Below are 22,184 nucleotides of genomic sequence, written 5' to 3' on the forward strand. Positions count from 1 at the left end.
GCGGAGAAGTGCGTCTAACAAGGAGGTATCATCATGGCAGCATCAAGTGAGCGAGGGTATGACGTCTCGCAGTGGTACGATTCAAAGCCGGTGAAGATCGGCTGGTTTGCGATGTTGGCGATCGGGGTGTTTTGGGTCCTGTACCAGCGAACCTTCGGGTATTCGCATGGGCTGGATTCCATGACCCCGGAGTTTGAGTCGGTGTGGATGGGGCTGTGGCGGTTTAACATTTTGGCCAACGCCATCTTCTTTGCCGTCTCGATCGGGTGGATCTGGGTGACGCGGGATCGGAACCTGACGAACCTGGACCCGAAGCTGGAGCTGAAGCGGTATTTTTACTGGATGGGCTGGTTGGTGTGCTACATCTGGGGCGTGTACTACGCGGGGAGCTACACGTTGGAGCAGGATGCGGCGTGGCATCAAGTGATCATCCGGGACACGAGCTTTACGGCGAGCCACATCGTGGCGTTCTACGGGACGTTCCCGCTGTACATTACGTGCGGCGTGTCGAGCTACCTGTATGCGCAGACGCGGTTGCCGCTGTATAGCCAAGCGACGTCATTCCCGTTGGTGGCGGCGGTGGTGGGGCCGATGTTCATTCTACCGAACGTGGGGCTCAACGAGTGGGGCCATGCGTTCTGGTTTGTGGATGAGCTGTTTGCGGCGCCGTTGCACTGGGGCTTTGTGACGTTGGGTTGGTGCGGGTTGTTCGGCGCAGCGGGCGGCGTGGCGGCGCAGATCGTGAGCCGGATGTCGAATCTGGCGGACGTGATCTGGAACAACGCCCCGAAGAGCATCTTGGATCCGTTCCCGGCCCAGGTGCAGAGCGCCAGCGCCAAGAGCGTGTACTAAGCGAGAAGGATTCAGTCGGATCGAGCGGCCCGGCACTCCTCAAGGGGTGCCGGGCCGTGTCGTTTGTGGACCATGCGATACTGGAGTAACGAACACACTCTGGACGATGGGTGGTGTGGAGTTTTGATGGGATGGACTCAGAAAGCTTGGTTGGTTGCGGGGAGGCGATTCGGCCACGATTTAACCCTTCGGTGACCATCGCGTTGACGGAGTGAAGACCTTACTCTTTCACGGTCAATCCCAAGAGGATCAAGCCCAGACCGAAAGGTGTTCAGGCTGATTGGGTTTCATCGAGCTATAGCTTAAGACTCAGATGGGCCGTTCATCTTTGCTGCATGCAATGTTCCATAGAATGGCAGCGGTGCTTTTTGGTGCAACCGGACTCCACTTGTTGCTTTCGTCATCACCTGCGAGCATGACCTTCCCATTTCCCATGTTGTCTGAGTGATACCTAAAGGAAAGCTGACGGGAGCGGTGTTCTGCGCAGTTGAACTGCTGCTGCCATGTGGAAGATAAATATGATTTGTTTTTAATGGTTTGTACAAACCTGAAGTCATACAGCACCAACATCTTCACAAGGTCTCCTTGACGAACAACCGCGGCAGGGTCGATGTAGATCGAAAAGCCTCCAGAGCCTGCGGCGTAACTAATCGGACGCCACTCTGCATGGGCTGGAACACAATTCAAGAAAATGAAGGCGAGCAGCGACCAAACAATAGTGATGAACATGAGGATCCCTCGCAGGGTGGCACAGTCTAGAAGGCTACGAACAAAAGGGCAAGTCTGGGCCCACAGGGGAGAGATGGTTTCTGTGCCGAGGCTCGCGTTGCAACATCATCTCTCTCAGGTGCCGGAAGCACGGAAGTTTCTGTCACTTAGCTTCCTTTCTTCCGTAGCTTCTCCACGTTGGAAGAATATGAATTGCATTTGCGAAAGGCGAATTGTTGAATCCATCTAGCTTTTGATGAGTGATATGAGTGAAGCGCTGGAAGAGCACAAAGAGCTGATGCACTACACCGGTGCGGGTGGCCTGCATGGAATAATTTCAAGCAGGACACTTTGGGCTAGCCATACATCATTTATGAATGACACAGAGGAAATACTGGGCTTTTATAACCGTGTTCTTCCAATGCTTCTAAAGCAGGAGCTTGAGCAATTAGTCATCGACTCTGGGGATTTTTCTGGGAACGTCAAAAATGCGAGTCGGCTAGGAATAGACTTGATCGATTATACAGTGAAAACATGGATTGAAAGACTTAAGGAATTGGCAAGGGCACAAGATTACTTCGTGACCTCTTTTTGCACCACAACTAATGATTGGATTTCCCGGAATGGGCTTCTTAGTCAGTGGCGAGCGTATGGGGAGGATGGGGGATACGCCATCGTATTCGATGCTGAGAAGTTGCATTCCTTACTCATAGCTGAAGGCAAGCTATATTATGAGGAACAACTGAATGAGACTGAGGTTGAATACAACCTTGCCCAGTTTTCAGACATAAAGTCGGTACAAACCAGGAAGTGTATTGTTGATTTGCAGAAGACTGTATATGCCCAATTAAGGAATCAGCGCATAGATTATGCGGACGCTGCTGAGAATGTGTGCAAGTTGTCGATGCTCTGCAAACACAGAGGTTTTGAAGAAGAGAAGGAGGTTCGAATAGTAGTCAGGGAACCTTCTCTTAATATGGGTCAGGATATCCAGAGTCAAAGTGGACGGCCTTATCGTAAAGTGTGGAGCTACATTCGAAACGGTGTGTCGGTGCCTTGTATTCACCTGTTTGAGGATCAGAAGTTGGATGCCTTACCAATACGCCGCGTCATAGTTGGCCCTCATTCAGATAAGGTGGATCGAAAAAGAGCCGTCGAACTTCTCCTCCGGGAGCACACTGTCAATGCGGAAGTGCTTACTTCCGAGACACCATATCGTGGGAAGTAGATTTTTGCGCCGTATTACCCATCTTTTCTTCCCTGTTTCCCTTTCGCGAATCCCTACGCTATAGTCCGCGCCGAGGCCGCAGGTGGCGCTCCCGATGAATCGGCTTTCTCCTCGGTTCGCGCGGCTTCAATATTTCCCCGGAAAAGCGTCACGGAGAAAGGACGCACCTGTATCTTCCAATCCGAACCCGCCCGCTACTTTTTTGCATAGCGAGATTTGAACGGAAGAATTCTTCGGCTTTGCTTTGGCAGCTGATCTTGAATCAGGATAAAGAGAACAGGGTAAGATTTGGTTGCGGGGAGAGGATTTGAACCTCTGACCTTTGGGTTATGAGCCCAACGAGCTACCAGGCTGCTCCACCCCGCGAAGGGAGACTAACAAAGCGTTGAATGACAAGTCAAGTTCACCCGCATTATTCATGAACACTTCTACTGCACCCGCCAAGACGCTGCTGCGGTAAGGCTGGCGCGCGTGTGCAGCGGCCAGGCTCGTCCCTCTGCCTGACCGTCTTGCAAGGCGTCTTGTCGGTTTCGTGATGAACCGCCATGAATAATGCGGGTCAAGCTGCTGCCTGATTGCATTCCTAGAACCACGATGTTAAAGCCATAGCATGCGTATCGTCTTCATGGGCACACCAGAGTTCGCGGTCCCGTCGCTTGAAGCACTCCTGAGCTCAAGCGATCAGGTCGTAGGGGTCGTGTGTCAGCCGGATCGTCCCAAAGGGCGGGGGCATCAGCTGGTCGCGCCGCCTGTGAAACTGGTGGCAGAACGTGCCGGGATTCCTGTGCTGCAGCCGCTCAAGATTCGGACGCCGGAGTTCTTACAATCCTTGGCATCCTGGCAGCCGGATGTGATTGCGGTTGCTGCGTATGGTCGCATTTTGCACGCGCCGATTCTTCAGCTCCCTCCCATGGGTTGTGTGAACGTGCATGGGTCGCTCTTGCCGAAATATCGCGGAGCTGCTCCGGTGCAATGGGCCGTCATCAATGGGGAGACCGAGACGGGTATTACGACGATGCTCATGGACGAAGGCATGGATACCGGTGCCATGTTGCTCCAGGAGAAGTTGGAGATTCTGCCAGAGGATACGGCCGGCACATTGGCCCCACGCCTGGCTGCGCTGGGTGGACGTCTGCTCATCGAAACGCTCACACAGTTAAAAGGCGGAATATTGGTGCCGACAAAACAAGACGACCAGCAGGCGACGATGGCCCCGCTCCTCAAAAAAGAAGACGGGCTCATCAATTGGACGCTGAGTGCTACGTCGCTGGCCAATCGGGTGCGAGGACTGTCTCCCTGGCCTGGGGCTTATACATTTCTGGGTGATGAGCGGTGGAACATTTGGAAGGCGGTCACACAGGTGAGTGCGACCACTGATACACCAGGGATGATCGTCGCGGTCCATAAACAGTCAATCTTGGTGGCGACGGGCGAGGGGCTTCTTGAGATCCGCGAAATCCAGACGGCCAATTCGAAACGTATGGCGGTAGCCCAATTTCTGGCGGGCCATCGGGTGGTGGTCGGACAACAGTTGGGCTCCTCACCAACGCCCCCGCTCGGATAAGCTTTCCCTCGACTCGACTTCGTCCACATCCTATGCCAGGCACCAGCAAGCCATTGAATTCCGCTAAATCTTCACCACGGTCTGTCGTACTGTCCATCCTTCTCGCAAGTCAGCGACAAGATCGTGCTCTTGATGAGGTGATGGATCAACGGGTGAAGTCGGTGTCGGACCCGCGTGATCGTTCGCTGATCATGGAGCTCGTCTATGGGGTACTTCGAAGGCAGGAAACTCTCGATTGGCGACTGAGCGCAGTGCTCACCAAGCCGCTTCCTCGGCTTCCGGTCTTGCTCCAGATGCTGCTTCGGATCGGCGCCTATCAACTTCTCTTTCTCGATCGTATCCCCGCGTCGGCTGCGGTTCATGAAACCGTTGAGCTGGCCAAGGTCTCGACACAACAGCTGGGACGGGATTGGAGTGCGCTCGTGAACGCGGTCTTGCGCAACCTCATTCGGTTGCCCGTACCAAACCTTCCTGATCCAGCTATCCATCCGGCGGAGCATCTGTCGATCAGCTACGGCATCCCGCTGTGGCTGAGTCAGCGGTGGCTGACACGCCTGGAATATACAGAGGCAGAGTGCGCTTGTCAGGCCGCGAGCGCGATCCCCTCAATTACTCTCCGGGCTAACCGGATTCGACAGACGAGGGAGAGTCTCTTGGAGCAGCTCGTGAAAGCAGGAATCACAGCCCATCCAACGGCTATCAGCTCAGTGGGAGTCAAGCTGGACAAGGGGCAGGATGTTTCCTCGCTCCCGGGATTTGAAGCCGGTGACTACTATGTCGAAGATGAAGCCGCACAACTGATTCCATCGATCCTTGCCCCGCAGCCCGGTGAGTCGATTTTAGATGTTTGTGCCGCTCCCGGAGGGAAGGCCACTCATCTTGCTGAGCTTATGGGGGATCGGGGAGCGATTGTCGCATTAGATCTCAAGCCCTCGCGGCTGGAACTGCTCCGGGACAATTGTCGAAGGCTGGGGTTGCACTGTATTGTCCCGATCGTAGGTGACGCGAGGCGACCATCCGACTGGCCGATTGAACGTACGGTGTCTCGTCATGCAGGATTACCCATCTTCGACCGTATTCTGGTCGATGCCCCGTGCAGTGGGCTTGGCGTCTTGCGTCGTCATCCAGACTCGAAAGGTCAGCGACAGGAATCCACACTCGCTCGACATCAGATATTACAGAGTCAGATTCTTGAATCGGTCGCTCTCTGCTTGCGGCCCGGCGGGGTGCTAGTCTATAGTACGTGTTCAAACGAACCTGAAGAAACCGAAGAGGTCGTGAGCCGGTTTTGCAAGGCCTATCCAAGATGGATACGTGAATCTGTGGCTCCCTGGCTGCCTCCCGCTGCGCTTCCTTTCGTGACGGAACAGGGGGCGCTCTCCACCATGTGTAATCGCGTTGGAATGGACGGATTCTATGCCGTTCGGTTGAGGAATATGAGCTAATGGCGCAACCGATCCTTATCGCTCCATCGATACTCTCAGCCGATTTCGCCAGACTGGCGGAAGAAATCGCCGCCGTGGAACAGGCCGGCGCCGATCTCTTGCATGTGGATGTGATGGATGGCCATTTCGTGCCCAATCTGACAGTGGGGCCCCCCATCATTGAAAGCCTGAAGAAAGTCACGAAGCTCCCGCTTGATGTCCATCTCATGATCACCAATGCGGATGCCTTCATTCCTGAATTTGTAGACGCCGGGGCTGACTATCTGACCGTGCATGTTGAGGCCTGTCCGCACCTCCATCGCACGATTCAGTCGATCAAGGAGCGGGGGATCAAGGCTGGGGTGACCCTGAATCCAGCCACTCCCATTTCCTTCCTGCACGATATCCTGGGCGATGTGGATCTCGTCTTGGTCATGTCCGTCAATCCGGGGTTCGGCGGGCAGAAATTCATCCCGTCGGTCCTCAAGAAAATTGCCGACGCACGGACCATGCTGGATCGGATCAACAGCCACGCACTGCTCGAAGTCGACGGCGGAGTGAAGGTGGATAATACGAGGGAGATCGTGGCGGCCGGCGCAACGACGTTGGTCGCAGGGTCAGCGATTTTCTCCCAGCACGACTATAAGGCGACGATCGCAGCCCTGCGGGCGGCCGCCCAGACAGCCGGTCCCTCCACGCTGCCTACGGCAGTCAATCGATAGGTCATTCAGCGTGGAAATCTCCAACATCATCGACAGCCTGCATCCCCTCGAGATCAAAGTCTTGATGACTTTGGGTGCGCGTCAGCCTGCCGTCGCGTTCAAGAGCGAAGAATTAGCCGTTGCCGCCGAATTGGAGCCGTCTCAACTTAGTATGGCGGTTGAGTGGCTCTTGGCGAAAGCCTTGATCGAGATCCAAGCCGAGATCGTCACGCCGGTCGTCTCGCTGACAAAGATCGGGGAAGAGTACTATCAAACGGCCGCTCCGATCGAACGCATTTTGGCGGCCGCACGCGATGCAGCCGGCACAGGAAAGCGACTCACGATCGGCGATCTTCAAGCTCAACCGGGATTGGAATCCTCTGATGTCAGCAAAGCCGTGGGGCGGCTGAAAAAGGAAGGAGTCTTGCTGATCATTCAGGGCGGGTGCATCGAGACGACAGGACGTTCGAGCCCGACTACTGAAGCGCTTCGGCCCCTCTTGGAGGAGGTTCATGGGTCCTCTCGCGAACTGACGAGCTTTTCACCCGAGCGTCAACAACTGATCGAAGACTATTCGGTGAAGCGTGGGAACGCCAAGGAGCCTTTCCGCGTCGATGAACGTGTGACACGCTCCTTTGTCTTGTCCCCTTCCGGGACCAGCGCCGTTGAGCAATTGATGAACCAAGGACTGGTGGAGGAAGTCTCCCAACTGAGCCCCGAACTGCTCAAGGACGGCAGTTGGCGTCAGAAGCGATTCCGGAAGTACACCATCAGCCTTCGAGCGCCACGTGTCGGAACTGGGAAAAAGCATCCGTATCGAGAGTTTCTCGATACCGTCAAGGCGAAGCTTGTGAGCATGGGCTTCCAAGAGATGCGCGGAGCATTAGTAGAGACTGAGTTTTGGAACATGGACGCGCTGTTCATGCCGCAATTCCACCCGGCTCGCGACATTCATGACGTGTATTTCGTGAAACAGCCGACCCATGCGGCTATGGCTGATGAATCGATTCTGTCGAAAGTCGGCAAGGTACATGAAAACGGTGGCAAGACGGGTTCCTCCGGGTGGGGCTATGGGTTTGATCTGCAGCGCGCCAAACGGCTGGTGTTGCGCAGTCAGGGGACGGCGGTTTCAGCGCGTACGTTGGCGGCCTCGCCCAACATCCCAGGGAAGTATTTTTCGATCGCCCGATGTTTTCGTTATGACCAAGTGGATGCCACCCACGCGACGGACTTTTTCCAGGTGGAAGGGATCGTGCTTGGGGAGGACATCAACTTCCGTACGCTCTTGGGACTGCTCAATTTGTTCGCCCATGAGGTGGCGCAAGCGAAAGAGGTCAAGTTCTTGCCTGCGTACTTCCCTTTTACCGAGCCATCTGTTGAGCTCCACGTTCGCCACCCGCGTTTGGGTTGGATGGAACTAGGGGGAGCCGGGCTATTCCGACCGGAAGTGACCGTACCGCTTGGCGTCACGGCACCAGTGATTGCCTGGGGACTCGGGCTGGATCGGATGGCGATGGTGGCTCTCGGGATTCATGATATTCGAGAGCTTTTCACGGATAATTTAGAGTTGATTCGGACCACCCGAGGATTGTTCTAGTTGCCGCCATGCCCACGATCAGCATTTTTAAAGACGATTTCGAATCCCTGTTGAAGGGAACTCGTGCCACAAATCGCCCGGTCTCGATTGAGCAGGTGGAAGAGTGGTTGATGCTCGTCAAGGGTGAACTCAAGGGCCACAATCCTGAGACCGGAGAATTGCGCGTCGAGCTGCAAGACAGTAATCGACCGGATTTGTGGTGCTGTGAGGGTATCGCACGGCAGATTCGGATCAAGCAGCAGGGAAAGAGTACGCCATATCCCTTCTTGACCGGGAAGGTAAAGCCCAAAGCAAAGGTCATCGTGAAGCCTGGTATGGAACAGGTTCGTCCCTATGTGGCCGCCTGTGCAGCCAGGGGGTATCAGGTGACGTCGCAAGGGTTGGCCCAGTTGATTCAAACACAGGAAAAATTGGCCGAAATCTTCGGCCATAAACGCAAAACAGTTTCCATCGGCATCTACCAACTGCCCAAGATTACCTTCCCTGTGACCTATGAATTGGTGAAACCCGGTGAGACTCGCTTTACTCCCTTGGGAATGGAGACCGTGATGACCCTGGCGGAGATGCTCATGGTCCATCCAAAGGGGGTGGAATATGGGGGCATCCTGGCGGGAGCGAGTCTGGTTCCGATCTTGCGGGACGCGGCCAACCAACCGCTGTCCTTCCCTCCCATCATTAATAGCCGGGAAGTCGGTGAAGTGCAGGTGGGTGACGATCAGCTGTTCGTCGAAGTCACCGGGACGGACCTGCCGATGGTGGTGTTGACCTTGAACATTTTTGCGACCAACCTTGCCGACCGCGGGGCGACGATCGAGCCGATCATTGTGGAGTACTCCAAGGGTACCTCGATGGGCAAACGCGTGACCACGCCACAGGATTTGAGGAGGAGCAAGACGATTCCAATTCCGACGATTGAGCATGCGCTTGGCCAAGAACTTGGCCTCAAGGTCGTCAAGAAAGCACTTGAGGACTACGGGTATGAGGTGTCGGCTGGGAAGGGCTCGGTTCGGGTCAAACTACCGCCCTATCGTCAGGATCTGATGCACACGATGGATGTGGTAGAGGACGTCGCGATGAGCCGTGGCTATGCCGAATTTACACCCGTCATGCCGGCACAGTTTACCGTCGGTGGGTTATCTCGTATTGAACAAGTCTCGGATCGCGCCCGAGAGTTGATGGTAGGGTTAGGCTTTCAGGAGATTATTTCTAATATCCTTGGTTCACCAGAACAGTATTCTGGGCATATGCGAATTGATGAGACGGAATGGGGGCAGGCAGTGACGGTCGACAATGTGATGACGTTGAGCTTCTCTTGCCTACGACAGTGGATGTTACCCTCGCTGTTGCGCATCGAAGCCGCTTCGAGCCGCGCCTTCTATCCTCACCGCCTCTTTGAGGCCGGCGATGTTGCTATTCCGGACCCTACTCACGAGGTGGGGTCTCGAACCGAGACCGTCTTAGGGGCAGTGATTGCCCATGCCTCCGCGCATTTTTCGGAAATTCATTCATGCTTGGATACGCTGTTTTATCACCTGGGGAAGGAGTATCGGTTGGAGCCGGTCCCGCATCCCTCGTTCCTGGAGGGGCGCGCAGGGCGTATCCTGATTGAGGATAAGCCCATCGGCATTATCGGTGAGGTCCATCCAGAAGTGCTCGAGCGTTGGCAGATCGCCATGCCGGTTGTAGCCTTCGATCTCAACCTCTCGCAGCTGATCGGTCAAAGATGATCAGCGGAGAGCAGACATCGATCGGCTGAGCCTCATCCGAATCTTAGACACTGGAAAATTAACAAGGGGGAGCAACCGGATGTTGCTCCCCCTTGTTCTGTTTCTGGTCGAGATTGAAAGGCTGGTTTATGCCGCTGCGGGCACGTGTTGCTTTGCTACGCCGACCAATTTCTCAAACCCGGTCGCGTCCTTGATGGCCATGTCTGAGAGAACCTTACGATCCAACAGCACATTGGCTTTCTTGAGGGCGTTAATAAACCGGTTATAGGTCAGTCCGTGATTTCGTACAGCGGCACTGATGCGGGCGATCCACAATTGCCGGAAATCCCGCTTCCGGTTCTTGCGACCGGTGTAGGCATAGGTTAAGCCTTTATCAACGCTTTCCGTGGCTGAACGAAACAATCGGCTTTTCCCGCCGTACTGGCCTGATGCTAGCTTGATCCGCTTCTTTCGTCGAGCTCTTGTTTTTGGTCCACCTTTTGCGCGAGGCATGGTTCAGTACTCCTTTGGGGTCTTAAAATTCACAACACTGCACAATCGCCGTTTATGCGTACGGCAAGAGTCGATTCAATGTCAAAACAACCGTGGAATCCACCACTGCAGTTCCGCTCAGGCGTCGCTTCCGATCGTGCCGTTTGCTGGTCAGTATGTGCCGCTTCCCTGCCTTGCGGCGGACAATCTTGCCGCTTCCCGTCTTGCTGAATCGTTTGCTCGTCCCTGAGTGCGTCTTCATTTTCATATCGAAATTCCTTTTGTTGAGCTAGTTGTCTGTCAATGTTTTGGAGCGACAATCATGATCAAACTACGGCCTTCCATCCGAGGAGCATACTCGATCGTGCCGGCTTGAGCCAACTGTTCAATGACGGAATTCATCACAGCACGGCCCATCTCTTGGTTCGCCATTTCTCGTCCACGATACGTGAGGGTGACTTTGGTCTTGTTGCCCTCTTCAAGGAACGTTTTCATCTGTCGGACTTTAATTTCAAGATCATGCTTATCGGTCCGTGGGCGCAACTTGATTTCCTTCACCTGCGTGGACTTTTGGTGACGACGGTTTTGATGATCCTTCTTGCTCAGCTCATACTTGTACTTCCCAAAGTCCATAATTCTACAGACCGGGGGGACCGAAGTAGGAGCGACTTCCACCAAATCGTGGCCGGTCTCTTGGGCCTGACGAAAGGCATCCGCCGTCTGAAGGATACCGAGCTGTTCTCCCTCTGGGCCAATGACACGAACTTCTCGGACTCGAATTTCACGGTTCACGCGTAATTTGGGGACGATAGGCCACCTCTCTCTTATTGAGTGTGTTGAAGCTCATGTTGCGTCTGCTTGAGTTCAGATTGCAACAGATTCACGATCTCAGTCACGGTCATATTGCCTAACGTGGCTCCACTTCGGCCACGAACCGAGAGCGTTCCATTCTGGACTTCTCGATTCCCTGCCACCAGCATAAAGGGGGTTTTCGCTTTTTCAGCTTCCCGGATCTTGAACCCAATCTTTTCATTTCGAAGATCCGCTTCGGCTCGGAAGCCGGCTGCTTTTAATTGCGCCGTCACGGCACTGACATAGTCCTGTTGCTGATCAGTGATGTTGATGACCACTGCCTGTACGGGTGCCAACCATGTCGGAAAGGCGCCGCCATAATGCTCAATCAGAATGCCGAAAAATCGTTCAATCGATCCCATCAGGGCACGATGGATCATGATCGGGCGATGGGCTTTCCCGTCTTCTCCGATATAGCTCAAGTCAAACCGCTCGGGATTGTTGAAATCCACCTGGACTGTGGAGCATTGCCATGAACGGCCTAATGCGTCTTTTATCTTAATGTCGATCTTGGGGCCATAAAACGCCCCACCTCCCGGATCCAATTGAAAGGCAATCAGACGGCTCTTCAGTGCGGCTTCCAAGGCGTTGGTGGCCAATGTCCAATGCTCATCTCCGCCGACCGATTCCTTCGGTCTTGTGGAGAGAAACACTTCGAATTCAGTAAATCCAAATGTCTGAAGCACAAAAAACGTAAAGTCCAGTACCCGGCTGACCTCAGCTTCCATTTGATCGGGTCTGCAGAAGAGGTGCGCATCATCCTGCGTGAATCCGCGCACTCGCATGAGGCCGTGGAGGACTCCGGTTCGTTCGTACCGGTAGACGGTGCCAAGCTCGCCATATCGAATGGGGAGATCTCGATAGCTTCGTAGGTGAGATTGATAGATCATGATGTGGTACGGGCAATTCATCGGCTTGAGTTGGTACTCGCTGCCCTCCAGCTTCATGGCGGGAAACATGTTTTCCCGATAGTAATCGAGGTGTCCGCTGGTTTTCCAAAGATCGAGACGGGCCGTATGCGGGGAATAGACCAGGTTGTACCCATCGCGAATATGTTGCTCGCGCCAAAAGTTTTCGATCAACAGACGGACGACCGCCCCCTTTGGATGCCAGAGCACGAGACCAGGGCCGATTTCATCCTGAATACTGATCAAATCCAGTTCTTTCCCGACTTTCCGGTGGTCACGGCGCTTAATCTCTTCCAACCTGGCGAGATAGGCATCGACCTCGGCTTTCGTCGGAAAAGAGGTTCCATAGATTCGCTGTAACATCGGGTTCCGCTCGTCCCCGCGCCAGTAGGCGCCGGCGAGATTGAGCAGTTTGAGGGCACCGATGTGGCCTGTCGTTGGGAGATGGGGACCTCGGCAAAGATCCACGAAATCACCCTGCGTATAGGCGGTGATCGGCTCGTGATCGGGAAAGCCTTGAATCAACTCTACCTTATACTGCTCACCACGAGCAGTGAAAAAATCGATGGCCTCTTGCTTGGAGAATTCTCTCCGTGTAATGGGGAGGTTCCGTTGAATGATGTCCGCTGCACGAGCTTCGATCTTTTCCAGATCTTCCGGCGTGAAGGGACGGTCGAAGGCGAAGTCATAGTAGAAACTATCGTCCAACGCGGGACCGATCGTCAGTTGAGCCGAAGGGAACAGCTCTTTCACCGCTTGAGCCATGACGTGGGTACTGCTGTGGCGGTAGACCTCCCGACCTTCTGCGCTATCAAACCGAAGCGGCTCGATCAATCCACCACCAGCAAGAGGTCGCGACAGGTCCACAACGGCCCCGTCAACCTTGGCTGCGAGCACATCCGGTCCCGACACCCCCAACGCAGAAAGGGCAGTTGCTGCGGTGTCGCCCGCTTTCGTATCGGTACTGTGGCCGTCCTTGAGCGCGATCTTCATCGAGTCTAATACACAACCGAGAGCACGAGGAAAAACACAGACGCTGAGCGTCGGTTACGACACGTCGAATCGTTCATTTCAACTATGGTAGGCGCGGACGGTCTTGAACCGTCGACCTCTACCGTGTCAAGGTAGCGCTCTCCCCCTGAGCTACGCGCCTATCAAGAAGAGGAGGCATGCTAATATAGCCCCAAGGACACTGTCAAGAAAACGAAAGAGAAGACAGTCGCCCTTCAGGGAACTGAAGGAGCCACTACCTTCTCTTTCTCCTATCGTCGGCACCCCCGGGAAAATCTACTTTACTGCGATGCGCAGCTCTTTTCCGGCTGAAAACTTTGGTACTTTCGCCGCCGGTATCCGAAGTGACGCGCCTGTTCTCGGGTTTCTTCCCATGCGTGCTTTTCGCTTGGAAATCGTAAAGGTGCCAAAATTGACGAGGGAGACACGTTGCCCCTTCTTCAGTGAGGAGGTGACTGCACCGGTGAATGCTTCAAGGGCAGTTCCCGCCGCGACTTTGGTAATTCCAGCCGAAGCGGCCATCTTCGCGATCAGCTCTTCCTTTGTCATCATGTCCCTCCTTAATGGGTAGTGAAGAAATGGAGAAAATGACTGCGGTGACACTGCATTGGCACACTCACGCACTACGACTTGCCCTCAACTTGGTCTGTTTCAGCGGGATATGCAGATTCACGATCTTTTTTCGCAACGTGTTCCGGTTCAGTCCAAGCAACTCGGCCGCCTGAATCTGGTTGCCTCGCGTTTCTTGTAGTGCCGATGTGATGAGCGGGCGCTCCACGGCGGAGATGAGGATGGGGTGAAGGTTTCTTGCGGCCCCGTTGCGCATCCCTTTGACGAATTCGCCCATTTTCACTTCCAAATAATTTTCGAGAGACCCGTCACGGGTTTTGCTCACCTCAGGGTTGGTTGATGTGAGCATGGTTTGGATCATCGTCAAGGTTTGTCGTAAGACGGCGCGTGAACCCTGAATGAAAAGGGTACGAGTGAAATCAAGGTGATCGGGTTTTGGAGCGACAGGTCCTTGGGTGTCGGATACTTCCTCAATGAGGACATCCATCTGCTGATGGTTCGATGCTGCGCTGTGAAAGGTGGCGGCATCAGGGAACATGCTGATGGAGGAGTTCATAAAAATTTGTTGAACCTGCGCATGGACGGACGTGTCCGTCGTAAGCAATACGATATTGTAAGTCGCTGGTGATGTTGGCATGAAGACACCATGGAGAAGAAGAGCGCGGATTATTGCCCGGGGCATAATCGATGTCAATCTGATTTTCGGCCAGGGCCTTCTGCCGGACAGCGTCGAGAAAGACGTGATGTGTGGAGAACGGTCAAGTTACTGCGGGGTTGGAGATCGGCATAGGCATGGAAGTGGGAGGCGGTTATCACGCAAGGTCGAAAGGTAGAAATACTTACAATGCAGGTCGTTCACGAGGCCGATGTGAAGGGATCAGCCTTGACAGCTCCCTGACCAGGCAGGTAGAGTGTCGAGCTCTAATTCCTACAGGAATTGTAAAGAATGAAGATGTCCAAGCGCGCAACCTATGGGATTTTGGCAGCTGTTGATATTGCAATCAATGCCACTGAGGCGCCCATTCAAGCGAGGGCTGTCTCACGACGTCAGGGGATCCCACTTCGCTTTCTTGAGCAGGTTCTTCATGCCATGAAGAACGCCGGTCTTGTAGAAAGCCATCGAGGGGCACAAGGAGGCTATCTTCTGTCGCGCGAGCCGGCAGCCATCTCACTTGCCGACATATTCGAATCCTTGGAAGGGCCTGTTTTTCATCGAACCCTTGGCGATCCGCGAGCACGAAACCGGCATGTGACAAGGCCTGAACTTCTGCTGGATGACGTGTGGGAGAAGGTGCAAGAGGCAGAGCGAAAAGTTCTGGAAAGCGTCACGATCGAACAGCTGGCTACGAACCAACGGTCTATCGATGCTCAACGCAATCCCATGTACCACATTTGATTGGAGAAGCTGATTCCTAATCGGTGACGAAGGAGTAGAGCTATGAATCGGGTCGATTCTCTTACCATTCCGCACATTGAAACGAAACCCATCCCGCCTGCCATCCTGGAGGAAATCGAAACCTTTGAAACCGAGGCGATGCGGACGTTGGCAGGAGACATTTCGACGGACCTGTTTAAACCCTTCCGGCTTCAATATGGCATCTATGGTCAACGCCAGCCGGGGGTCCAGATGGTGCGGGTCAAGATTCCGTTCGGTGGAATTACGGCGAACCAACTCCGCCGAGTGGCAGAACTAGCAGACCGCTACGCGACGGGCGTTGGTCATGTCACAACCAGGCAAGACATTCAGCTGCACTTTGTCGAGCTCAAAGATGTGCCGACCATCATGCGCGGTCTGGCTGAAGTCGGCCTGACCACTCGCGAGGCCTGTGCGAATACCGTACGAAATGTGACCGCATGTCATCTGGCGGGTGTGTGCCAAGGCGAAGTCTTCGACGTGACGCCGTATGCAAAGACGGTTGCGTACCATTTACTGCGTAACCCATTAAACCAAAGTTTGCCGCGAAAGTTTAAAATCGCCTTTTCCGGCTGTGCCCACGATTGTGCCCTCACGCCGATCCATGACATCGGTTTACTGGCGGTGAAGCGAGCGGACGGTATCATCGGCTTTCGTATGGTGGCCGGTGGAGGCCTGGGTTCCACGCCTCGGATTGCCCAGCTGCTCAGAGACTTCACCCCGATGGAGGAACTGATTCCAAGCATCGAGGCGGTCATCAAGGTCTTCGATACCCTCGGCAACCGGAAGAACCGGAACAAAGCCCGCATGAAGTTTGTGATCGATAAACTAGGTTTTGATGAATTCAAGCGACGATGGGAGGCCGCCTACGCTTCAATGGGGCACGCACTTCCGAAAAACGGCGCTATCGCTTTACTGCCCTATGAGGATGCGCCTCCAGCCCTCATCATGCCGACTCGCAACGGTGTCGCCAATGGAAATGGGAACGGGAATGGAACGCATCCGGTCGGCCAAGAAACCCCATTTGAGATGTGGAAGCGGACCAATGTGGTCCGGCAAAAGCAGGATGGGTATGTAACGGCGGCGATCAAGCTCTTCATGGGTGATATTACTTCGCAGCAACTCTTATTTGTCGCGGATCTGGCTGAACGGTACTCCAACGGGAATCTTCGCACCACGATTAATCAGAACCTGGTGATCCGCTGGATTTCCGCCGATCAGATCCCACACCTCTATGAGGACCTGGCGTCTCGCGGATTGGCTGATCCAGGCGCTGAACTCGTAGAAGACATCATTGCCTGTCCGGGAACCGATACGTGTGGGCTGGGCATCACGTCATCCAAAGGGTTGGCGAGAGCATTAGCCGAGGTGTTTCCTGCCGGGCGGGTACCGGAAGATTTGGCGGGGGTGGATATCAAAATCAGTGGTTGCCACAATTCCTGCGCTCAGCACCATATCTCCACGATCGGGTTGCATGGAGTTGGTAAGCGAATCGGTGAACATGTCGCGCCGCACTATGAATTGCACCTCGGCGGGTCGGTCAATGGCGCGGCCAGGATTGGTCAGATGATCGTGAAGCTGCCGGCAAAAGCGGTTCCAGCGGCGCTCTCCCATTTGATCGACGTGTATCGGCGTGATCGTCAGGCGAATGAAGGCCTACCGAAATTCATTGCCCGTGCGGGAAAGATCAAGCTGAAGGACGAATTGATTCCCTACACGATCGTCCCGTCTTACGAAGCGGATGCCACCTTCTATTACGACTGGGAAGGGGAAGATGAGTTTATTCTTGAGGACCTCGGCCCTGGTGAATGTGCCGGCGGCGCACTGGAGATGATTGAAAACGGCATTCTGGAGGCGGATCAAGAGCTGTATCAAGCCAAGTTACTGGTCGAAAAGCATCAGTATTCTGTGTCGGTCAATAAATCGTATCGCGCCGTGTTGGCTGCCGCCAAGGCGATGTTGGTGACCGAGGGGCTTGAACCGTCGACTGACTCAGAAACCTTCATTGAATTTGACAGTCGGATTGCGCAGAAAGGGGTCATCCCTGCGCAGTATCGCGAACTCAATAAAAAGGTCGGCGATCTCGGGCCAAAAGACACGTCTGGTGAATCGGCACGTGAGAAGATGGCATTTGCCAAAGGCTTCGTCGAGGCCTGCCGTGCCGCAACGGAACAGATGGGGAAAGATTTGAAGCTTGCCCCGGTTCAGGAGACGGCGGTTCCTGTACAGGAAGTCGCCGCAGCGGTAACTCCAATCGCCACCGAGGTGAAGCCGGCGACTCCGGCTCCGACCGGTGCGCCGGTCTACGACCTCCGTGGCGTCGCCTGTCCAATGAACTATGTGAAGACCAAGCTGAAGCTCGAAATGATGGATGCGGGAGAGAAACTGGAAGTCTGGTTAGATGCGGGAGAGCCAATCAAGAACGTGCCGATGAGCCTCAAGAACGACGGACATAAGGTATTGATCCAAGAGGCCTTGGAGGCGGAAGCATCGCACTATCGGATTCTGGTTGAGAAGGTCGAAGGGTAACGGAGACAGGTCAACTGTGACAGTGAGCGGTCAATCCGAACAGCTTGCAGAACTTCAGGCCTGGGGTGCCTCGTTTGAGACGAAGCAACCCCAAGATGTCCTGACGGCTGCCATCGAGCGATACGGGAACATTGTCCTCGCGTGCAGCTTCGGGGCCGAGGACGTGGTTCTTGTCGACATGGTACATCGCATCAATCCCTCGGTTCCGTTGTTTTATCTCGATACCGATTTTTTATTTCCTGAAACCTATGCCACGCGAGATCAGATTGTCGAAAGGTATCGACTAAAGCCGGCACAGGTGATTCAAGGGAAATCGTTGCTGACGCCTGAGCAGCAGGCCAGGCAGTATGGGGAAGCGCTTTGGGCAACCAAGCCTGGAGCTGATCAGTGCTGTCAATTAAGAAAGGTTGAGCCGTTGACTCGTGTGCTGCAGGGGTACGATGCATGGATCACCGGAATTAGGCGCGATCAAGCCCCGTCTAGAGCCAATGCTGGATTGATCGAATGGGACGACAAGTTCAAGTTGGTCAAGGTCAACCCACTGGCGCGATGGAGCTGGACCGATGTTTGGACCTACATCAAGATCTACGAAGTTCCCTACAACCCACTGCATGATCAGAATTACCCCAGCATTGGCTGCACCCATTGCACGAAACCAGTGATGCCGGGGCAAGATCCTCGATCCGGCCGTTGGCAGGGTAATGCCAAAACCGAGTGCGGGCTTCATAAGTCGTAACATGCCATTTCACGAAATTCTCGCAAAAATTGCCAAGGGCCCCAAAGCGTCCAAAGACCTGACGTGGGACGAGTGTAAGCAATCGATGAAAGCCTTAGTCGAGGGCGAAGCAACCCCGGCTCAAGTCGGGGCATTCCTCATCGCTATGCGATTCAAAATGGAGTCCGTCACGGAATTGGCGGGATTGACCGCCGCCGCTCGGCAATATGTGCCACCGCTCGCGGTCTCACGGGAGTTGGCTGCCGTGGATGTGCCGACCTACGCCGGGAAACAGGACACTTTTCACGCGATTGTCGCGGCCTCAATCGTGGCGACAGCAGCCGGGGCCACAGTTTTGATGCACGGCTATGATGGAATCCCTGGACGGCCTGGTGCGGCCGGGGTGTTAAAAGCGCTAGGAATTCGGGTGGATGCCGAACCCAAGCAGGTCGCCGAAGAGGTGAACCGAAACCGCTTCGCGTATTTAGACATCGGACTGTACCACCCACCGATCTATCGTTTTCTGGAAATGCGCCAGACGCTTGGCGTCAGAAATGTGTTCCATCCGATTGCAAGACTACTCAATCCGGCTCGGGCGAAGGTGCAAGTGGTGGGGTTGTCGCATCCCCCTCATTTTGAAAAGACAGCCGAAGCCTTACGTATCCTTGGCTGTCCCCATGCCCTGGTTGTGCGGGGAGTCGAGGGCGACCCTGAGTTATCGGCCTCGATGGCAACGAGAGTATTGGAATTGCGCGAGGAGCGAATCACCCCGATCGGTGTGGCGCCAAAGGATTTCGGCCTGGCCTTTGCTCCCTCCCGCGAGATGGCAGGATTTCAACCGGACCAGAGGGAGAAGGAAGCAGATCTCCTTCGTGGAATACTGCAGAATCGTGTGCAAGGCGGTCAAAAGGACTGGGTGCTGATGAATGCGGCGATGCTACTGTATGCCTCAGGAAAAGGAACATCGTTTGCTGCCTGTTTCCCGGTGGTTCGCGCCGCGATTGAGGGAGGTGCTGCGGCTCGTAAGCTGGAGGATCTCGTGAAGCAGTCGGTGCCAGCCTAGAACAAGAACTGGAAAGAACAGAGGTCATGAAACATCTGCGTCAGTTGGAAGATCAAAGCGTCTACATTCTGCGAGAAGCCTACAAGCATTTCAACAATCTCGCCATGCTCTGGTCGATGGGCAAGGATTCCACGGTGCTCCTGTGGCTCGCTCGAAAGGCCTTCTTCGGGCACGTACCGTTTCCACTGCTTCATGTCGATACCAGCTACAAGATTCCGGCGATGATCGAATATCGCGACCGTCTCGCGCGGGAGTGGGGATTGGATTTGGTTGTCGGTCAAAATAAAGAAGCGTTGGCGGCGGGTATGAACCACACAATGGGTCGTGTGGTCTGTTGCACGGCGTTAAAGACGAACGGTCTCAAACAACTGCTGGAAAACAAGGGATACACCGGGGTCATCCTTGGAGTCCGCGCCGATGAGGAAGGAACAAGGGCTAAGGAGCGCTATTTCTCGCCACGAGATAAGCATGGAGACTGGGATTTTCGGGATCAGCCACCGGAGCTCTGGGACCAATACAAGACCACCTTCCCGCCTGGCACGCACATTCGCATTCACCCGTTGCTGGATTGGACGGAAATCAACATCTGGGAATACATCAAGCTCGAAAACATTCCCTTCATCGATCTGTATCTCGACAAAGGTGATGGAATGCGCTATCGCAGCCTCGGCTGCGCCCCCTGTACGACACCGATCAAATCCACAGCCAAGACCGTGGACGACATTATCGAGGAACTGCGGCATACGACCGTAGCTGAACGCTCGGGACGAGCGCAGGACGAAGGCCGCGGAATGGAATTGCTGAGGAAGGACGGGTACATGTAATGGGGAATACGACCATTACGGCTGCGGCTGCGCGAGCAGTCTCGAAGCCAGAGGAAAATTTGAACATCGTTATCGTCGGCCATGTGGATCATGGCAAGTCGACGTTACTGGGACGGTTGTATGCCGATACCAATTCATTGCCGGATGGCAAACTGGAAAAGGTGCAGGCTATCTGCAAGCAGCAGGGCAAGGAATTTGAGTATGCCTTTCTCTTTGATGCTTTTCTGGAGGAGCAAGAGCAGGGGATAACGATCGATACGGCCCGAACGTTTTTCATGTGGAAGGGCCGGCAGTACATCATCATCGATGCCCCAGGGCACAAAGAGTTTCTGAAGAACATGATTTCCGGGGCGGCCCGTGCTGAGGCAGCCTTGCTGTTGATCGATGCGTTGGAAGGGGTCAAGGAGCAGTCAAAGAAGCACGGGTATCTCTTGTCGCTGCTGGGTGTCCGGCAGTTTGCCGTGGTCGTCAACAAGATGGATCTGGTCGGCTATCGGCAGGACGTGTTTGAGGGGATCGAAAAAGAGTATCGGGAATTTTTGGGACAGTTCAAAGCCGTGCCGGCACAGTTCATCCCAGTGAGCGCCAAACTCGGCGACAATATCGCCAATCGCAGCAAGCAGATGTTATGGTACAGCGGCCCTACCGTCCTGGACACACTCGGTGCCTTCAAGAAGGAAGCCGCTCGTTCGGAGCAGCCCCTCCGGTTGCCGGTACAAGATGTCTATAAGTTCGATGCGCGCAGGATCATCACCGGTCGCATCACCGCTGGTCGAGTCAAAGTGGGCGATCACGTAGTCTTCTCGCCTTCAAACAAGCGGGCGAACGTCCGGACGGTGGAAGCGTTCAATATCGAGCCGCAACCGACCGAAGGCCAAGCAGGACAATCGATCGGTGTGACGCTGGATGAACAGATCTTCGTGGAGCGAGGCGAAATCGCCTCGCATCAAGAGAGCCTTCCGTCTGTTTCCACGGCCTTTCGCGCCAACTTGTTTTGGTTGGGGAAGCGGCCGTTGGAGAAAGGGAGAAAGTATCTGTTGCGGGTGGCCACGAAAGAAGTGGACTGCGAAGTGGTCTCGATCCACCGCATTATCGATACGATGGATCTCGCCCAGCAACAGGGTAGTCACACAGTCAATAAGAATCAGGTGGCTGAGCTGACCTTGCGTACGAAGATTCCGGTCGCATTCGACCTCTCCGCTTCCTTCGAAGCTACCGGGCGCTTCGTCCTCGTCGATGAATACGATATCTCCGGCGGCGGCATCGTGACCGAACTGGTCCATGACGATCAGGAATTTCTTCGCGAAGAGGCCCGTCGGCGTGACTTTGCCTGGGTGAAGGGCGAAGTCACGGTTGAGGATCGTGCCCAACAGTACGGCCATCGGGCGGCGATCGTCCTAATTACCGGTGGGCGGCACACCGGTAAATCGTTCTTGGCTAGAAAACTCGAAGGGCGTCTCGTGGCTGATGGACGCCACGCCTATCTGTTGGACGGCGAAAATCTTCGTCGCGGGCTTGATGCGGATCTCAGCGAAGAAGAGCGTGGGCAGACGACAGAGATGGCTCGGCGTTACGGCGAAGTTGCACGGCTTCTCATGGACACCGGCCTCATTGTCGTCTCGACAACCAATCCGTTCGGCCTGGCCTATCGTGAAGCCTCGGAAGCCATTAGGACTCTTGTCCATCCCGCGCCGGTGATCGCCGTGCACATGAGCAAGACCGCAGAGGAGCCGCCGCCCAATACGGATGTGGCTTTTGCCAGCCCAACGGATTTCGACGCCGCCACCGCGAAGATTTTGGACGAATTGAAACGCCGGGGTGTCTTGGCTCAGGCTATTGGTGCCAAACCGGTCTTTCAATATTCGATCTAGCCCAACGCTAGCCGACGGACTCGATACGCTGACCATCGATTCGTTATGTCATTGCCTCCCACGTAAACAAGACACAGAAGAGACGAAGCCGAGTACAGACGTTGGACGTGCGGGCCTGCTGCAGATTTAGGCCGGCCATGGCGAGTCTTGTTGAA

20 protein-coding genes and 2 tRNA genes are annotated in these 22,184 nt (G+C 54.7%); 13 read left to right on the forward strand and 9 right to left on the reverse strand.

Features of this window, described 5'->3' with window-relative positions; translation table 11 throughout:
• Positions 1–33 precede the first annotated feature (33 nt).
• Complete coding sequence (gene amoC, locus COMA1_RS06740) at positions 34–852, forward strand: bacterial ammonia monooxygenase, subunit AmoC (RefSeq protein ID WP_090745593.1); 819 nt, start codon at positions 34–36, stop codon at positions 850–852.
• 309 nt (positions 853–1,161) lie between these two features.
• On the opposite strand, the gene COMA1_RS06745 is transcribed toward amoC, so the two are convergent.
• Entirely contained in the window at positions 1,162–1,581 is a 420-nt protein-coding gene (locus COMA1_RS06745; RefSeq protein WP_090745596.1) for a surface-adhesin E family protein, read from the reverse strand.
• 244 nt (positions 1,582–1,825) lie between these two features.
• On the opposite strand from COMA1_RS06745, the gene COMA1_RS06750 reads away from it, so the two are divergent.
• Positions 1,826–2,788, forward strand: a complete 963-nt coding sequence (locus COMA1_RS06750; RefSeq protein WP_176697894.1) for a DUF2971 domain-containing protein — start codon at positions 1,826–1,828, stop codon at positions 2,786–2,788.
• A gap of 289 nt (positions 2,789–3,077) precedes the next feature.
• Here the strand turns inward: COMA1_RS06750 and COMA1_RS06755 are convergent.
• Positions 3,078–3,154, reverse strand: a tRNA-Met gene (locus tag COMA1_RS06755).
• A 244-nt stretch (positions 3,155–3,398) separates the two neighbouring features.
• Between COMA1_RS06755 and fmt the strand changes: the two genes are divergently transcribed.
• The 5 genes from fmt to pheT are packed head-to-tail and all read left to right on the forward strand — an operon-like array spanning position 3,399 to position 9,801.
• Entirely contained in the window at positions 3,399–4,352 is a 954-nt protein-coding gene (gene fmt / locus COMA1_RS06760) for a methionyl-tRNA formyltransferase (RefSeq protein WP_090745602.1), read from the forward strand.
• Between the two features lie 32 nt (positions 4,353–4,384).
• Positions 4,385–5,797 carry a 16S rRNA (cytosine(967)-C(5))-methyltransferase RsmB gene (gene rsmB / locus COMA1_RS06765; protein ID WP_090745605.1) on the forward strand — a complete coding sequence of 471 codons (1,413 nt, stop codon included), beginning with the start codon at positions 4,385–4,387 and terminating at the stop codon, positions 5,795–5,797.
• The gene (gene rpe, locus COMA1_RS06770; protein WP_090745608.1) at positions 5,797–6,498 is read left to right on the forward strand and encodes a ribulose-phosphate 3-epimerase; all 702 of its coding nucleotides are present in this window, start codon (positions 5,797–5,799) and stop codon (positions 6,496–6,498) included. Before rsmB ends, rpe begins: the two co-directional genes overlap by 1 nt.
• Before the next feature lie 10 nt (positions 6,499–6,508).
• On the forward strand, positions 6,509–8,074 hold the full coding sequence (gene pheS / locus COMA1_RS06775; protein WP_090745611.1) for a phenylalanine--tRNA ligase subunit alpha: 1,566 nt from the start codon (positions 6,509–6,511) through the stop codon (positions 8,072–8,074).
• Between the two features lie 8 nt (positions 8,075–8,082).
• Entirely contained in the window at positions 8,083–9,801 is a 1,719-nt protein-coding gene (pheT, locus tag COMA1_RS06780; RefSeq protein WP_090745614.1) for a phenylalanine--tRNA ligase subunit beta, read from the forward strand.
• 126 nt (positions 9,802–9,927) lie between these two features.
• Here the strand turns inward: pheT and rplT are convergent, their stop codons facing one another.
• The 7 genes from rplT to COMA1_RS06815 all read right to left on the reverse strand — a co-directional run bounded on the left by rplT (position 9,928) and on the right by COMA1_RS06815 (position 14,250).
• Positions 9,928–10,293: a 50S ribosomal protein L20 gene (rplT, locus tag COMA1_RS06785; protein ID WP_090745617.1), complete on the reverse strand. Its 366-nt coding sequence runs from the start codon at positions 10,291–10,293 to the stop codon at positions 9,928–9,930.
• A 52-nt stretch (positions 10,294–10,345) separates the two neighbouring features.
• On the reverse strand, positions 10,346–10,540 hold the full coding sequence (gene rpmI, locus COMA1_RS06790; protein WP_090745620.1) for a 50S ribosomal protein L35: 195 nt from the start codon (positions 10,538–10,540) through the stop codon (positions 10,346–10,348).
• Between the two features lie 32 nt (positions 10,541–10,572).
• Positions 10,573–11,064, reverse strand: coding sequence for a translation initiation factor IF-3 (gene infC, locus COMA1_RS06795; RefSeq protein WP_245630884.1), 492 nt, complete (start codon positions 11,062–11,064; stop codon positions 10,573–10,575).
• 32 nt (positions 11,065–11,096) lie between these two features.
• On the reverse strand, positions 11,097–13,025 hold the full coding sequence (thrS, locus tag COMA1_RS06800) for a threonine--tRNA ligase (protein WP_090745626.1): 1,929 nt from the start codon (positions 13,023–13,025) through the stop codon (positions 11,097–11,099).
• A gap of 85 nt (positions 13,026–13,110) precedes the next feature.
• Positions 13,111–13,185 (reverse strand) — tRNA-Val (locus tag COMA1_RS06805).
• A 134-nt stretch (positions 13,186–13,319) separates the two neighbouring features.
• A complete protein-coding gene (locus COMA1_RS06810) occupies positions 13,320–13,592 on the reverse strand; it encodes an HU family DNA-binding protein (protein WP_090745628.1) in 273 nt (90 codons plus the stop codon).
• Between the two features lie 67 nt (positions 13,593–13,659).
• On the reverse strand, positions 13,660–14,250 hold the full coding sequence (locus tag COMA1_RS06815) for a helix-turn-helix domain-containing protein (protein ID WP_218055317.1): 591 nt from the start codon (positions 14,248–14,250) through the stop codon (positions 13,660–13,662).
• A gap of 309 nt (positions 14,251–14,559) precedes the next feature.
• Between COMA1_RS06815 and COMA1_RS06820 the strand changes: the two genes are divergently transcribed.
• The 6 genes from COMA1_RS06820 to COMA1_RS06845 are packed head-to-tail and all read left to right on the forward strand — an operon-like array spanning position 14,560 to position 22,029.
• Positions 14,560–15,009: an RrF2 family transcriptional regulator gene (locus COMA1_RS06820; protein WP_090745634.1), complete on the forward strand. Its 450-nt coding sequence runs from the start codon at positions 14,560–14,562 to the stop codon at positions 15,007–15,009.
• Between the two features lie 42 nt (positions 15,010–15,051).
• A complete protein-coding gene (locus COMA1_RS06825) occupies positions 15,052–17,556 on the forward strand; it encodes a sulfurtransferase TusA family protein (protein WP_090745637.1) in 2,505 nt (834 codons plus the stop codon).
• A gap of 16 nt (positions 17,557–17,572) precedes the next feature.
• Entirely contained in the window at positions 17,573–18,292 is a 720-nt protein-coding gene (locus COMA1_RS06830) for a phosphoadenylyl-sulfate reductase (protein WP_218055318.1), read from the forward strand.
• A 1-nt stretch (position 18,293) separates the two neighbouring features.
• Positions 18,294–19,334: an anthranilate phosphoribosyltransferase gene (gene trpD, locus COMA1_RS06835; protein WP_176697896.1), complete on the forward strand. Its 1,041-nt coding sequence runs from the start codon at positions 18,294–18,296 to the stop codon at positions 19,332–19,334.
• A gap of 26 nt (positions 19,335–19,360) precedes the next feature.
• On the forward strand, positions 19,361–20,158 hold the full coding sequence (cysD, locus tag COMA1_RS06840) for a sulfate adenylyltransferase subunit CysD (protein ID WP_090745643.1): 798 nt from the start codon (positions 19,361–19,363) through the stop codon (positions 20,156–20,158).
• Entirely contained in the window at positions 20,158–22,029 is a 1,872-nt protein-coding gene (locus COMA1_RS06845) for a GTP-binding protein (RefSeq protein ID WP_090745646.1), read from the forward strand. The genes cysD and COMA1_RS06845 overlap by 1 nt, the downstream gene beginning before the upstream one ends.
• Positions 22,030–22,184: the final 155 nt, after the last annotated feature.

This window comes from Candidatus Nitrospira nitrosa (genome assembly GCF_001458735.1).
GTDB lineage: Bacteria > Nitrospirota > Nitrospiria > Nitrospirales > Nitrospiraceae > Nitrospira_D > Nitrospira_D nitrosa.

Coding starts and splice junctions, on each gene's coding strand:
- amoC (WP_090745593.1), top strand. CDS start 34: ATGGCAGCATCAAGTGAGCGAGGGTATGACGTCTCGCAGTGGTACGAT.
- COMA1_RS06745 (WP_090745596.1), bottom strand. CDS start 1,581: ATGTTCATCACTATTGTTTGGTCGCTGCTCGCCTTCATTTTCTTGAAT.
- COMA1_RS06750 (WP_176697894.1), top strand. CDS start 1,826: ATGAGTGAAGCGCTGGAAGAGCACAAAGAGCTGATGCACTACACCGGT.
- fmt (WP_090745602.1), top strand. CDS start 3,399: ATGCGTATCGTCTTCATGGGCACACCAGAGTTCGCGGTCCCGTCGCTT.
- rsmB (WP_090745605.1), top strand. CDS start 4,385: ATGCCAGGCACCAGCAAGCCATTGAATTCCGCTAAATCTTCACCACGG.
- rpe (WP_090745608.1), top strand. CDS start 5,797: ATGGCGCAACCGATCCTTATCGCTCCATCGATACTCTCAGCCGATTTC.
- pheT (WP_090745614.1), top strand. CDS start 8,083: ATGCCCACGATCAGCATTTTTAAAGACGATTTCGAATCCCTGTTGAAG.
- rplT (WP_090745617.1), bottom strand. CDS start 10,293: ATGCCTCGCGCAAAAGGTGGACCAAAAACAAGAGCTCGACGAAAGAAG.
- rpmI (WP_090745620.1), bottom strand. CDS start 10,540: ATGAAAATGAAGACGCACTCAGGGACGAGCAAACGATTCAGCAAGACG.
- thrS (WP_090745626.1), bottom strand. CDS start 13,025: ATGAAGATCGCGCTCAAGGACGGCCACAGTACCGATACGAAAGCGGGC.
- COMA1_RS06810 (WP_090745628.1), bottom strand. CDS start 13,592: ATGACAAAGGAAGAGCTGATCGCGAAGATGGCCGCTTCGGCTGGAATT.
- COMA1_RS06815 (WP_218055317.1), bottom strand. CDS start 14,250: ATGCCAACATCACCAGCGACTTACAATATCGTATTGCTTACGACGGAC.
- COMA1_RS06820 (WP_090745634.1), top strand. CDS start 14,560: ATGAAGATGTCCAAGCGCGCAACCTATGGGATTTTGGCAGCTGTTGAT.
- COMA1_RS06825 (WP_090745637.1), top strand. CDS start 15,052: ATGAATCGGGTCGATTCTCTTACCATTCCGCACATTGAAACGAAACCC.
- trpD (WP_176697896.1), top strand. CDS start 18,294: ATGCCATTTCACGAAATTCTCGCAAAAATTGCCAAGGGCCCCAAAGCG.
- cysD (WP_090745643.1), top strand. CDS start 19,361: ATGAAACATCTGCGTCAGTTGGAAGATCAAAGCGTCTACATTCTGCGA.
- COMA1_RS06845 (WP_090745646.1), top strand. CDS start 20,158: ATGGGGAATACGACCATTACGGCTGCGGCTGCGCGAGCAGTCTCGAAG.